General features: G+C 42.3%; 12 protein-coding genes. 10 read left to right on the plus strand and 2 right to left on the minus strand.

Annotated elements, in window-relative coordinates; genetic code table 11:
- Window positions 1-40 precede the first annotated feature (40 nt).
- Both BLS14_RS05475 and BLS14_RS05480 read left to right on the plus strand, forming a co-directional pair.
- Window positions 41-901, plus strand: a complete 861-nt coding sequence (locus BLS14_RS05475) for a DMT family transporter (RefSeq protein ID WP_090949931.1) — start codon at window positions 41-43, stop codon at window positions 899-901.
- Window positions 902-1,086: 185 nt separating this feature from the next.
- Window positions 1,087-1,458 (plus strand): iron chaperone, encoded by a 372-nt coding sequence (locus BLS14_RS05480; RefSeq protein ID WP_090949933.1) that lies wholly within the window; start codon window positions 1,087-1,089, stop codon window positions 1,456-1,458.
- Window positions 1,459-1,528: 70 nt separating this feature from the next.
- Here BLS14_RS05480 and BLS14_RS05485 read toward each other — a convergent pair whose 3' ends face one another.
- Window positions 1,529-2,419, minus strand: coding sequence for a LysR family transcriptional regulator (locus tag BLS14_RS05485; protein WP_090949935.1), 891 nt, complete (start codon window positions 2,417-2,419; stop codon window positions 1,529-1,531).
- Window positions 2,420-2,530: 111 nt separating this feature from the next.
- On the opposite strand from BLS14_RS05485, the gene BLS14_RS05490 reads away from it, so the two are divergent.
- From BLS14_RS05490 to BLS14_RS05505, 4 genes are all read left to right on the plus strand, one after another.
- On the plus strand, window positions 2,531-3,916 hold the full coding sequence (locus BLS14_RS05490; protein WP_090949936.1) for an MFS transporter: 1,386 nt from the start codon (window positions 2,531-2,533) through the stop codon (window positions 3,914-3,916).
- Window positions 3,917-4,180: 264 nt separating this feature from the next.
- On the plus strand, window positions 4,181-6,322 hold the full coding sequence (locus tag BLS14_RS05495; RefSeq protein WP_090949938.1) for a M1 family metallopeptidase: 2,142 nt from the start codon (window positions 4,181-4,183) through the stop codon (window positions 6,320-6,322).
- A 345-nt stretch (window positions 6,323-6,667) separates the two neighbouring features.
- Window positions 6,668-8,113 (plus strand): amino acid ABC transporter substrate-binding protein/permease, encoded by a 1,446-nt coding sequence (locus BLS14_RS05500; RefSeq protein WP_072732860.1) that lies wholly within the window; start codon window positions 6,668-6,670, stop codon window positions 8,111-8,113.
- Entirely contained in the window at window positions 8,106-8,834 is a 729-nt protein-coding gene (locus tag BLS14_RS05505) for an amino acid ABC transporter ATP-binding protein (RefSeq protein WP_072732861.1), read from the plus strand. The genes BLS14_RS05500 and BLS14_RS05505 overlap by 8 nt, the downstream gene beginning before the upstream one ends.
- Window positions 8,835-8,921: 87 nt before the next feature.
- Here the strand turns inward: BLS14_RS05505 and BLS14_RS05510 are convergent, their stop codons facing one another.
- The gene (locus BLS14_RS05510) at window positions 8,922-9,773 is read right to left on the minus strand and encodes a MurR/RpiR family transcriptional regulator (protein WP_072732862.1); all 852 of its coding nucleotides are present in this window, start codon (window positions 9,771-9,773) and stop codon (window positions 8,922-8,924) included.
- A gap of 180 nt (window positions 9,774-9,953) precedes the next feature.
- Here BLS14_RS05510 and BLS14_RS05515 point away from each other — a divergent pair, with 180 nt between their 5' ends.
- The 4 genes from BLS14_RS05515 to BLS14_RS05530 all read left to right on the plus strand — a co-directional run bounded on the left by BLS14_RS05515 (window position 9,954) and on the right by BLS14_RS05530 (window position 14,201).
- Window positions 9,954-10,973 (plus strand): Gfo/Idh/MocA family oxidoreductase, encoded by a 1,020-nt coding sequence (locus BLS14_RS05515; RefSeq protein ID WP_072732863.1) that lies wholly within the window; start codon window positions 9,954-9,956, stop codon window positions 10,971-10,973.
- Between the two features lies 1 nt (window position 10,974).
- On the plus strand, window positions 10,975-11,961 hold the full coding sequence (locus BLS14_RS05520; protein WP_072732864.1) for a Gfo/Idh/MocA family protein: 987 nt from the start codon (window positions 10,975-10,977) through the stop codon (window positions 11,959-11,961).
- Window positions 11,962-12,095: 134 nt separating this feature from the next.
- Window positions 12,096-13,097, plus strand: coding sequence for a LacI family DNA-binding transcriptional regulator (locus BLS14_RS05525; protein WP_063564991.1), 1,002 nt, complete (start codon window positions 12,096-12,098; stop codon window positions 13,095-13,097).
- Between the two features lie 195 nt (window positions 13,098-13,292).
- Window positions 13,293-14,201 carry a helix-turn-helix domain-containing protein gene (locus BLS14_RS05530; protein WP_090949939.1) on the plus strand — a complete coding sequence of 303 codons (909 nt, stop codon included), beginning with the start codon at window positions 13,293-13,295 and terminating at the stop codon, window positions 14,199-14,201.
- Window positions 14,202-14,270: the final 69 nt, after the last annotated feature.

Here is a 14,270-nt window from a genome sequence, read left to right on the forward strand (position 1 = left end):
TAAATTGTACAGTTAATTAGGATAATTTGGAGTTGATTTGATGAACCAAAAGAGAAACGGTTGGATCAATGGTTTTCTGGGCGTACTTATTTTCAGTGGGTCACTTCCTGCAACACGATTAGCAGTAATAGACTTCGATCCGGTATTCCTCACTGTATGTCGAGCTGCTATTGCTGGGGTGTTCGCTGGAATTCTGTTGCTGCTTTTCCGACAACAGCGTCCAGTTCGAGGTGATATCTTTCCTTTATTCGTAGTAGCACTATGTGTAGTAGTTGGTTTTCCGCTGCTTACAGCTATAGCTCTTCAGTATGTTACATCTGCACATGCAATTCTCTATCTCGGCCTGTTACCACTTTCAACAGCGATATTTGGGGTGCTGCGGGGCGGTGAGCGTCCAAGACCTGCTTTTTGGATCTTGTCAGTTCTGGGCAGCAGTCTTGTTGTGGGCTTTGCGCTGACAGAAGGAGCAACATCGTCGCCTATTGGTGATACGCTTATGATTGCCTCGATCATCGTATGTGGTTACGGTTATGCGGAAGGGGCACGACTATCACGGAGATTAGGAGGCTGGCAAGTAATCTCTTGGGCACTTGTGCTATCTCTTCCCTTTATGGTGTTGCTCTCAGTTTATTACATGCCTGCTTCATGGTCGGATATTCATGGTTCTTCATGGTTAAGTCTTGGTTACGTTTCCCTCTTCAGTATGCTTATTGGTTTTGTGTTCTGGTACCGTGGCCTGGCTCAGGGAGGGATAGCTGCGGTAGGACAACTACAACTGCTTCAACCGTTCTTTGGATTAGTGCTTTCGGCGCTCGTACTTCACGAGTCTATTGGTTGGTCCATGTTTGCAGTAAATATCGGTGTCGTGTTATGTGTGGCAATTGCCAAACGTTTTGCATAAGTCAAAGCCTATTCATATTCTGATATGTTATGATAAATATCGTTACCTCTGAGACTTATATAGAGTCATAAACCGTAAATTTTTTCAACCCTTTGGCGAATCTGGCCCAAAGGGTTTTTCAATTTCATTTTCATGATAATATGAGATGAAGTATGCGAAATAAATCTGGGTTAGGAGAAGATAATATGGACGTTTTTGCAGAATATCTAGCACGAATTGATAACCTGGGACATCGGGATCGTACGGAAGAAGTTTTAGAATGGATTATCAAGAAATACCCCAATTTAGTACCTAAAATAGCGTGGAATCAGCCCATGTTTACCGATCATGGCACATTTATTATTGGATTTAGTGTATCCAAACATCATTTGGCTATGGCGCCTGAAAAGGCAGGGATTAATCATTTTTCCGATGAAATTGTGAAGGCCGGTTATGAGCACACCAAGGAGTTGGTGCGTATCCGGTGGGATGGGCCGGTTGATTTTTCATTACTGGAACGAATGATTGATTTCAACATTACGGAAAAAGCAGATTGTTCAACCTTTTGGCGGAAATAGGCATGATCGATAGCCTACAACAAAAGACCTCGCTCTCACTTACGTCGGTGAGCGGGGTCTTTGTAATGGGTCATTCAGCAATTGATTTGCACATTGCACTAAAATAATCTATGACTACGCTGCGAAACGCGATAGCTGCTTTCGAGATATATCTGTTTTTATGCGACAATAAAGCAATTTCCCGCACAAGGTTCTGATCCTCGATTCGGAGATATACAATGCGTTCCTGCGGGTTTCTTGCTGTATTGGGTATAAAGGCAATCCCAATCTCCGCCTCCACAAGTGCAGTTAATCTTGCAGGCTCATCTCCTTCATAAACATACTTCGGTACGAATCCGACGGATTGGCATTTGGAGTCCACCAGATCACGAATACCATATCCTTTTGTCACCCCCACAAACCACTCATCCTTAAGCTCCTCTAATGTGATGCTGCTTCGATCCGCATATCGATGACCGAGAGGCACAGCTATTACAATCGGGTCCTGGAACAGCATCTGACATTCGATATCATCTCCCTGGATTGGAGGGGAAGACAGGCAAAAATCAATTTCGCCTCGGTGGAGAAGGATGGACATGTCTTCCAACGTAACCATTTGTACATGAAACTGAACATTCGGCTTATTTTTTCGGAATTCCCGCAAGATTCCTGGTAATGTGCTTGCTGTAGTGACTGCCAATTGAAGTGTACCGTGATCCGGGTTGGAGAGATCAGCAATTTCCTGTTTTCCCTGTTCCAATTCGAATAGGGCTTTTTCGGTCCGTCGGAGGAATGTTCTTCCGAATTCGTTTAACCGCAGCTTTCTGCCCAATCGATCAAATAACGGTGCACCCAAGTCATCCTCCAAACGTTGTATTGTCTTGCTCAGTGAGGATTGAGTGACATGCAGCTTACCCGCAGCTTCCGTAACATGTTCACATCGGGCTAACGTTAGAAAATAGCGTAGCTGAAGAAGTTCCATTTTGCACCACTCTCTTATTCCTTTTAGTTCATCAAATCATAACATAAAATGCGTTGGAATAAATAAAGGGATTCCATTAAGATGACAACAGAAGAAGGAGGGGTATACATAATGAACGCTCGAAATATATGGTTAATGATATCTGTAGGCTTGGGAATCATGCTGAATCCGCTCAATTCCTCCATGATATCTATAGCGATTGCAAGACTACAACAGGAGTTTATACTTGATGTTACGACCGTGTCATGGATTATTTTTTCCTTTTACATTGCAAGTGCTGTGGCTCAACCGGTCATGGGCAAGTGCAGTGATCTGTTCGGCCGCAGAAAGATATTCCTTATCGGTCTGGTTGTTGTCTTTGGTTCCTCCATGTTAGCTCCGTTATCTCCGGACTTTTCTTGGCTTATCGTATTTCGGATCATTCAATCTGTTGGCACAAGCATGATGGTAGCCGTCGGAATGGCGATTGTAAGAATCCACGTTACTGAGAAGCAGGCTGCTGCCCTGTCTATCCTTGCGATGTTCCTGTCCGGTGCAGCCGCGATAGGCCCTTTTATTGGCGGTGTATTGATCCATTGGTGGGATTGGCAAAGTATTTTTCTAGTGAATATTCCATTGGTGATCGCAAGCTTTATATTCGCCTGGAAAACCATTCCCAAAGAAACGACCCTCAAAACCAACCATGGTGACATGTCCATGAAGAAATGGTTCCTGCTGATTGATCCGCCAGGCATACTCTTGTTCACAGTCGCATTGGTGACTCTGCTAATGAGCGTGCTTTCCGTTAAATCAACCGGACATCTTTTAACTTGGCACCTTATGGCAGGGGGGATCGGTTTGCTTGCATTAGCAAGTTTTATACGACATGAATTGAAAACAGCCTCCCCTTTTATTCCGCTGAAAGTATTTGCCAAATATCCTGAAATGACCTGGGTTAATGTACAATTTATGCTGGTTAACACTCTGTTTTACGCTCTGTTTTTTGGTGTGCCATCTTATTTACAGCAGGTACGCCATCTGAACGAAGTTCATACAGGACTAATGATGCTAACCCTCGGTTTATGTTCACTCATCAGTTCTCCTTTTGCCGGACGCTGGATTGACAAATCAGGTACACGGCCAGCTTTGATCGTTTCAGCGGTGTTAATGACGTTCGGGTCCATCTTGATTGTGGCATTGGATAAGACTTCACCAGTGGTGAATGTCATCTTGCCCTTATCTGTATTTGGTATAAGTAATGGGCTCAACAGTGTTGGTATGCAGGCGGCTTTGTTTAAGAGCACACCCAAAGATATGATCGGTGTCGCTTCAGGTATTTTTAATACATCGAGATATCTGGGGACCATTTTGTCATCGTTGTTGATTGGAATTGTCATGGGAGACACATTCAGTTTTATAGGATTTCAAATGCTCGGAATCATCCTGACGGTATTAGCTGCATCTTTAATCATGATGACCTTACGACGCCAGAAATCATCGGCAACGCAGACGTTATAGTGTCGAATCTCACAATTCACATCATTACGTAGTCATATATTGCTTTCGAAATTGAAGCGGAGACAATCCGATATAGCGTGCTCATTTAATACAAACAGCTTCTTTTTTTAAACGAAATTTAAGATACGCATTAATCCAGTGTAAGGTTGATCTTCTATACTTGCCTCTGAGCTTCAAAAATCATTCGAGGGAGAGATTTATATCAATCATTCACGTTCATACACATCAAATCGAATCAGAATAACAGCCATCAGCGCACTCGCTATGATTCTGACCACATGCCCGATCATAAGTACGGGTAGTGCTGCCGCTAATGCAGCTCCTGTATCTGCTATTTCACAGGCCACAAAAGATATTCAGGCTCAAGCGCCTATCCAATATCGAATTCAAGCCCGGCTGGATGAGAAGAAGATGACCATAGAGGGGAGTGAATCCATTACTTACAGAAATACGAGCAAAGATACATTGAAGCAACTGGTTTTTCATACTTATGCTGATGCCAATCTTTCGGAATCGACACAGACGACCATGTTTAAACATTCCAATGAAGAGATTAGCAAAAATAACCCTGATAAGAAACCGGAAGACTTTCTTGGAGGAATTGATATTGAGAAGGTGACGACCGGTGGGCAAGCCCTTGATTTCAGTAATAAAGACCAAGCTATGTCGGTGAAATTGGAGCAACCCCTTCAGCCTGGTGAATCCGTGACGGTTCAAGTCCATTTTAATCTGAAGATTCCCTATGGCTCACAGCGGTTATCGTATTACAAAGATATTATCAATGGGGCTCATTGGTTCCCTGTAATGTCAGTCTATGACGAGGCCAAGCATGAATGGGATAGCAAACCTTACAGTAAAACATTTGAAACGGATTATTATACTTCCGCGGATTATGAAGTTCAGTTCAATGTTCCCGATCAATATCAGGTAGTTATGCCTGGTACGATAACCACACGGGAGGATGCAGAGACTGGACGCAAACTGGTATCCACCGTAGCCAAGAATACGAGGGAGTTTGCTTTCTTTGCCAGCCCGAACTTCAAAGTGGACAGCGTAACCCGGAATGGCCTCACCGTAGAGTATTATTATTTTGACAACCAGCCAGGTAAGAAAAAGATCGTTGATGGGTATGTTGATCAAGCATTCAAAGCCATTGATTTTTTCAGTGATAAATACGGTAAATACCCTTATCCTGAATTCCGGATTGTTGAATCATATGTAGAAGGTGTAGCTATCGAATATTCAAGGCTTATCCAAATGGGGCAAATCGGAATAAATTCTGCTCCAGAACAGGACACCGTATTTGTGCATGAAATCGCGCACCAGTGGTTTCATGCGTTAATCGGGAATAACTCGGAGACAGAGTCTTTCCTGGACGAAGGATTTGCAGATTTCTCCAAAGTGTATTTTTCTGAGAAGCAGGGGGATACGATGAATGGGTTCAAGTCCATCCAATTTGACGATTCCACTGTGGATAAGGCCATTGCTTCAACTAATGACGAGGTGGGAGATTGGGCAAGCCCAGTTTATTACGATAAAGGCCGCCAAGCGATATACCAATTGTACCGTTCCGTCGGGGAAGAGAAATTCGATGCCTTTATGAAAGAGTATTTTAAACGTTATGTATACCAAAACGCTACGATTGACGGACTTCTGCAAACGATAGAAGATGTACTGGGGAAAGAGGCGCGAGATGATATGAAGACGGCTTTATATGTGCCTAATTTTGCGCTGAAGCCCGAATATCAACTGTCGAACGAGGAGAAAACGGCATATCTGCATGATCAGTTTCAATCGTTGTATGAATCAGCATTAACTCAGGTTCCGAATTTACCTTTTGAAACGATGAGCCGTGTGATGGATAAAGCCCTTCAAGGTGAGCCATTAGCCATTGTGCTCAGTGATCAGGAGAGCAAGGCAGCGAACAAACAACAGGAAGCTATGGTAAACCAACTGACAACTCTGCTGGATTTAACCGGAGTGAAGTATGACCTGATCCAGGACCGGCAGGAATTGAAGCAAAAAATGAAAAAAGAACTAGCTACCAGCAACCTGATTGTACTTGGTAACGCCAAATCAAATGGTTTTGTACAAGCATTAAAATCCAGCATTATAGACCGTGCTACCCATATCGGGTTTAAATGGAAAACGACTATGAACCAACCGTCTGCTGCTGGAGCCTATGTGATCAAACACCCTTATAATCAAAATCGTTTGATGCTGCACTACTTCTGGAATGAAGATCATCTGAGCAGTGGGAGTCTTGAACCATTTATGATGAAGATGCAGCAATCCATTGGATTCAGCAGCGCTTATTATCAGTACTATATGTTGGACAAGACGGGCAAGGTAACCCTGGATAAAAAAGTGGAAAATCCACTTTCAAAATTATTCGCTGAGGAATAACCCGAAGTGTTCATTCTTATAAAGAAAGATTAAATACCTTGGCAATTGTCATCGGAAGATCATCATATTGTTTGTTATAGAGTCGCCTATATGGCGACTTTTTTTATTTAAGTTCAATTTAGGTTTTTAAAAGTAGTCCTGAAGGGTAAATATAACGTGGATCTTTAAATGGATGTCAAATAAAACGTTGCGGAGGAAAGTGAAGAATGTTAGGGAAAGCATTGATTGTTAATATACTGCAAATAATAACAATATAATGTGCAAAGACACCTAAAAATGTACGACAGTAACATCAATGACAAGAAAATGATTAGGATTCGGAGAACACCGAGATGAGGAGGACATATGAAAACAACCAAGGTCTCATTTTTTGTACTATCACTAATTCTGCTCCTAGTGGCGGGGTTATCCGGATGGTCGGGGGATGCCAATGCAAACTCCAATTCAGGTAAAACCTATGTGATCGGTACGGACATCACATTTGCACCGTTTGAATATCAAGATGAAAACGGGGATTATGTAGGCATCGATATGGATTTGCTGGATGCGATCGCCAAAGACCAGAACTTTAATTATCAAATCAAAGCCCTGGGATTTAATGCGGCTGTGCAAGCTCTTGAGTCCAATCAGGTGGATGGCGTTATTGCCGGGATGAGTATTACAGATGAACGGAAACAAAAGTTTGATTTCTCAGAGCATTACTATGAATCAGGCGTTGTTATGGGGATTAGTGCCAATAATGATACTGTAAAAAGCTACGAAGATCTTCGCGGAAAAAAGGTCGCCGTGAAAACGGGCACAGAAGGATACAGCTTTGCTGAATCCATCGCCTCAAAATATGGTTTTACCATTGTTCCATTCGACGATTCTTCGCAAATGTATGATGATGTGAAAACTGGAAACTCGATTGCATGTTTTGAAGATGAACCAGTTCTAAGATTTGGGACAAATCAGAATAACGGTTTGAAAATCGTGACCAAGAAAGAAGACGGGGCTTCCTACGGATTTGCAGTAAGTAAAGGGCGAAACCAGGAACTTCTAAAAATGTTTAATGAAGGATTAGTGAATATCAAGGCTAACGGTGAATTTAAGCGCATTACCGAGAAATATCTTGGTGAAAATGCCGTTGTCGCAAACCAAGGTCGTTGGGAATTAGTCCAAAAATCTCTGCCGGCACTGTTCAAAGGTTTGGGAAATACCCTCTTATATACGATAATTTCGCTGTTTTTCGCTTTTATCATCGGCTTGATCTTTGGCTTTATGAAAGTGGGTCAAAATAAGTTCCTTCGTGGGGTCGCTACTGTATTTGTGGATATTTTCCGCGGGATACCGTTGATCGTCTTGGCATTCTTTATTTATTTCGGAATTCCTCAGGCCATGGGCTTCACCATGCCACTGTTCCTGGCCGCCATTCTCACGTTGAGTCTGAATGCAGGGGCGTACGTAACGGAAATTATACGCGGGGGTATTCAATCGATTGATCGTGGACAGATGGAAGCTGCCCGTTCATTGGGACTTCCTTATCGCAAAGCGATGATAAAGATTGTAATCCCTCAGGCCATACGGGTTATGATTCCTTCATTTATTAATCAGATGGTTATTACATTGAAAGATACGTCGATCTTGTCCGTCATTGGTCTGGTGGAGTTGACGCAATCCGGTAAGATTGTCATCGCAAGAACTTTCGCCTCTTTCGACATTTGGTTGACTGTTGCGATTATGTACCTGATTGTTATCATCACATTGACTAAAATTGCTGACTACCTGGAGGTGAGGGTTCGTCGTGGGTAAAATTAACGTTGAAGGATTAAAGAAAAGTTTTGGCACGAACCATGTGTTGAAGGGCATCGATATATCGGTCAACGAAGGTGAAGTTGTCTGTGTCATTGGACCTTCAGGTTCAGGTAAAAGTACGTTTTTGCGCTGCATTAACCAGTTAGATGAGATCACAGCTGGACGGGTTATCGTAGATGATCGGGATCTAAATGATCCCAAAACGAACATTAACAAAGCTCGCGAGAACATAGGTATGGTATTTCAGCATTTTAACCTGTTTCCTCATTTCAGCGTGCTCAAAAATATCATGTTTGCACCCAGAGAACTTGGGATTTTAAAAGAACAGGAAGCACGCGATACGGCACTTCGTTTGCTGGATCGGGTTGGTTTGTCGGATAAAGCTGACAGCTATCCCAACCAACTTTCGGGCGGACAAAAACAGCGCGTAGCAATCGCTCGTGCGCTTGCCATGAATCCGGACGTTATGTTATTCGATGAACCAACTTCGGCGCTCGACCCCGAGATGGTAGGCGAAGTCCTTGGTGTAATGAAGGATCTTGCGAGCGAAGGTATGACGATGATTATCGTGACCCATGAAATGGGGTTTGCCCGTGAAGTTGCGGATCGGGTTGTCTTCATGGACGGTGGATATGTTGTAGAACAGGGCACTCCTGATGAAATATTCGGAAATCCAAAAAATGAACGGACGATCAGCTTCCTGGAGAAAGTACTCTAAAACCATACCAAAAAGCCTTCAAGGCTTCGTTCTTGAAGGTTTTTTGGTATGTTGTAATTACCTGGTTCTACACCCGGACCTCTCATATCACTCATCCAAATTGAAATTCTTCAACGAATAAGTAGTCATTTGCATGTTATTGGCGTAGTCAATTTGAAAAATACAGGAATAAATCACGTTTAATACGTAGTCAAAGGCAATTTGTGATGAAAATGTACCGATCTTTGCATGTTTTGTTTCGTCATTCGGCACCTGGATACAGATCGTGCTCATTTTGGCCAACTCACTTTGATGATTCGCGGTAATCGTAATAAATGGAATTTTTTCACGCGAGAAATGTTGGGCTGCCTTTAGGAAAATGGGCGATTTTTCATGATAGGTCAAAAAAATGGCGCAATCCTGTGGGGTAAGATTTATGGTGTGGTAGGCCCATTCAGATAGCTCTGTTGTGATCACGACGTATTTATTGATTTTAATCAATTTATTCTGAAAGCTCTTCGCGCGAATCTGAGAATCCCCCAACGCATAGATGAAGATTCGTTTCGCCTGATCGAGCAAATGGGCTGCTTCTGTTAGAGAGGCTTCATCCATAAAAGCAAAGTTTTTCTCAATCGTTTCTTTCATTAGTTCAGCTATATCTTTTGCCACCTGGAGTGAAGATTCACCGAGAGCGAACGGATAATTGGGATCGATATTGGAGATGTTCTGAGCATCTTGTTGAAACTCTCGAGCAAGCTTAATGCTGAACTCCTTAAACCCCGAAAGTCCAAGCTTATGAGTCAATCGATTGATGGCAGAATGTGACGTGTATGTAGCTTTGGCAAGCTCTTGAATATTCAAGTGAAGCATTAGCTCCTTATGAGTCAGAATATAAGAAGCAATGCTTTTTTCATTTGGTGTAAAGTTGTTCATGTCTGTTAATTGGGTCAATATTTTCAACAGGTTCACCCCGGATTCATTGAAATAACGTTGATGTAGAGCGTCCAGTAAACATTTTGTTTAAAGAGAGGGCATCCGAAATACGAATTATTGGTCAAATGTACCGTAATTTCTTCAAAGCTCCTCCGGAGGATTTTCTTCTTCTATAATAAATGAAAAAGAGCCTAAGGGGGAATTCATATGTTAACCATCGGTTATATTGGCAATGGCAAAAGTACAAATCGTTATCATCTTCCTTTTTCATTGAATCGGGATCATTTGAAAGTAAAAACGATATACGCCCGTCATCCGGAGAAAACAGAGTGGGAGAAGGCTCCTGGTGTTCTGTATACAGATGATCTTGCAGCTTTAATGAATGACGATGACATTCAGTTGGTCGTGGTCTGTACACATACCGAATCCCATTATGAGTATGCAAAGAGGGCACTTGATCACGGAAAACATGTACTTGTTGAAAAACCTTTTATGCTGACCAAAGAAGAAGCCGAATCCATTTTCCAATACGCCAAAGAAAAAAATCTCTTGATTCAATGTTATCAGAACCGACGATATGACTCGGATTTTCTGACGACCAAGAAAGTGATTGAATCAGGAAAGCTTGGCGATTTGCTGGAAGTGGAGATGCATTACGATTATTATCGACCGGAGATTCCGAATGCTACCACCCATTTTTCCAAATACAAAAGTTATTTATACGGGCACGGTGTTCACACCATTGATCAGGTATTATCCTATTTCGGGCAACCGGACAAGATACATTACGATGTTCGTCAATTACTGGGTCCTGGCAGAATGAATGATTATTTCGATCTAGACTTTTATTATTCTTCGCTGAAAGTATCAGTCAAATCCAGCTTTTTCCGCTTAAAGCCACGCCCGAGTTTTGTAGTATACGGCAAAAAGGGGGTATTCGTAAAACAAACTGAGGATCGTCAAGAGGAACATCTGAAGTTATTTTACCTTCCCAAAGGACATCCCGATTTTGGTAAGGATATGCCTCAGCACTATGGCGTACTGACGTATCTGGATGAAGAAGGAATCTATCATGAAGAAAAAGTAACTTCTGAACAAGGCGATTATGCAATAGTGTACGACGATATCTATGAAGCCATCAACCATGGCAAAGAAAAAGTGATTCAAGACCAAGAAACGATCGCGGTTATGGAAATATTAGAAAAAGGTATGGAGGAGTGTAACTAATATGAAACTCGGAATTGTCGGAGCTGGAATGATTGTAAAGGATCTATTGAGCTTTATTCATGAAATTCCAGCGATTACCTTGGAGGCCATATGTTCCAGACCTAGTCATCTGGATAAATTGCTGACTCTGCAAGAGCAGTATGGAATTGCTCGAATACATTTAGAATATAGCGAAATGATTACGAATGATGAAGTGGATACGATCTATATCGGGCTTCCGAATCATCTTCATTATGCATATGCCAAAGAAGCGTTATTGGGCGGCAAACATGTTATCTGTGAGAAGCCGTTCACTTCCAACCTGCAAGAATTTCTTGAACTTAAAGAGACTGCACGGCAAAAACAGCTAGTGTTGGTCGAAGCCATCACAAACCAATATTTGAAGAACTATTTGTCTATGAAGGAGAATCTGCGCAAACTGGGTGACATCAAAATTGTGGAGTGTAACTATTCCCAATATTCATCCCGCTATGAGGCTTTTCAGGCTGGAGAAGTGCTGCCAGCATTTAATCCGGAAATGTCTGGTGGAGCCTTGATGGATATTAATTTGTATAATATTCATCTGGTCGTAGGGCTTTTCGGAAGCCCGAAGAAGGTGGAATACTGGGCCAACGTGGAACGCGGAATTGACACTTCAGGCATGTTGCTTTTGGACTACGGTGAGTTCAAGTGTGTTTGCATAGGCTCCAAAGACAGCACAGCCCCCAATGCAATGAACATCCAAGGGAATAAAGGATATATCCATATGACGAGCTCGGCCAACAAATGTGAATCCTTTGATCTTGCGCTTCATAAGGAAACGCCGATTCGGGTAGATATTAAGGATCATCCTCATCGCATGTATGACGAGTTTGTTGAATTCGAGCGTATGATTCGTGAACAAGATCTGGAGAAAGTCACAGCTATGCTTGAGCATAGCGAGAAGGTGATGGAGGTTATTGAACAAGCCAAACAATCTGCCAATCTTGTATTTGGACCTGATCGATAATATATTTTGAAATTTCAGAATGATTGTATTGTAACTTTTTGTGCACTTCCCAAGATGACTGTGTTAAAATGCGGTGAAAGATATAAGAATTCATGTGTCAGTGAACCAATAACAGTCTTCTTGGGGAGTATTTAATGATAACGATTAAAGACGTAGCAAAGTTAGCGGGTGTCGCGAGTTCAACCGTGTCCTATGTACTCAACGGCAAAAAACATGTAAGTGAGCACACAAGACAGAAAGTACTTGCAGCAGCAAGTGAGCTTAATTACATCAAGCATGGAGCCGCATCCGAATTAAAGCGAAAAAACACACAAACGATTGGTGTTATTGTTCATGATATGTCCGTCCCCTATTTTTCCGACTTGGTGAGTGGGATTGAATCCAGCGCCATAAGTCAGGGATACGACTTGATCGTATGCAGCTCTTTAGGCGGAGAGCGATCGACAGCTGCACGCTTTATCAGGGAGAGAAGGCTGGACGGCGTGATTGTAATCGCTGAAAATATTGAAGATGAGTTGTTGTTGCAGGCTGCCGAAACGGGATTTCCTATTGTAGTGATGGACCGGGAACTCCATAGTGAGCATATTGTAAATGTTCTGATGGATGATGAGCAAGGTGGTTATATGGCAACCCGTTTTCTTCTGGATAAAGGTCACCGCGCAATAGCCTATATTAGCGGGCCTTTAAGTTCGGATTGTAATCTGATGCGATATCAGGGTTATCTGAGAGCTATGCATGAAGCAGGGGTGGAAGAGAATGAGAATTGGAGACTTGGCGGCCAATTTCTGAAAACAGGTGGCTACAACGCAGCCAAGTTGCTAATGGAGGGAGAGCTTCCAACGGCAGTCTTTTTTGCGAATGATGAAATGGCCATTGGAGGCTTAGAGGCTTTTAAAGAACATCAGGTCTCCATACCCGAAGATCTATCCATTATTGGATTTGACAACATACATGTATCCGAATACTTAAATCCACCTCTTACGACTTTTCGACAACCCAAAACAGACGCAGGCTCCTTTGCTGGACATGTACTCATTCAAATGTTAAAAGGAGAGGCTGTTGAGTCTACTTACAGGATCAATATACAGTGTGTCGAACGTGACTCTGTTTCGCAGATGATCCTTTCTGAACGATGAGTGCACATACATTTTCAATGAACAGCCTTAAGCCCTAATCACGGGCTGTTTTTCTTTTCATAAGAAATTATCCTCTTAGATCTTCTGAGACTGTAAAAAAGGTATATCGTCTCATTCAAATGGACATCATTCCAAAAACATTGATTTCCGTTTCCTGTTATCCTATTATTAAAAGCTAAAAAGGCGGGACTATCCATGTCCATGAGAAACGGAAAGATAATCAAGGCACCACAAGAGATGGAACGTGCACCAGACAAGCAAGGAAGCTTAAAACAGAATGGGTTATCCGTTATTCAATTCTGTTTGCATACACAGGGGACAACAGGTTCATTTTTTCTGAAAGATCACATGTTGTTGTTCGTTATATCGGGTGTGTATACGGTCCGATTCAAGGATCAGGAGTACACTGTGCGCAGTGATGAAATGGTGTTTCTTCACAAATTGATTCGTATTGATTACATAAAGTCGGGTGAACCCGGCTCTGAATTTATGCTGGATTATATGATGTTTTTCCTGAATGAAAGTATGCTCGAAGAGTTTGTTCAGTTTTCTGGCTTCAAACAGACAAATAGCGTGAATCAAATCACTCCAGTGTCCATTATTCCGGTCAATGAACTCACTCGCTCTTATATAGCGTCATTGAAACCCTATTTCGAACATCCAGACAAGGTACAAGATGGACTTGTCCGGCTTAAATTTATGGAACTTCTGTTTCATCTGGCGCAAGCCAATGAACAATTCTTACATCAACTACTGCAACCGAATCATAATCAAAACAGTAACTTTGGCAAAATAATGGAGGAGAATATAACGAATCCCATCTCCATAAGAGATTTGGCTTATTTGTCCGGCAGAAGCCTGTCTACCTTCAAGAGGGATTTTCAGACGCTATACCACACTTCACCCTTGAAGTGGATTCGTAATCAGAGGCTGGACAAAGCCAAGAAACTGTTGGCCGAGACGTCTCTGTCCGTCACCGACGTCTGTTTCTCAACAGGTTTCGAAAACGTTGCCCATTTTTCCAAAGTGTTTAAGCTACAGTTCGGGCTTCCGCCCTCGGAGTTTAGACAGCAATGCAAACGAAGCGAGGAAAAGATTAAATAGGGCCAGCATATTCTGTCCATACTCTAATAACAAGTGACTATGTGCAACTTTTGTGTAAAGCGCTTCGCG

It is taken from the genome of Paenibacillus sp. OK060, assembly GCF_900101205.1.
Lineage (GTDB): Bacteria > Bacillota > Bacilli > Paenibacillales > Paenibacillaceae > Paenibacillus > Paenibacillus marchantiae.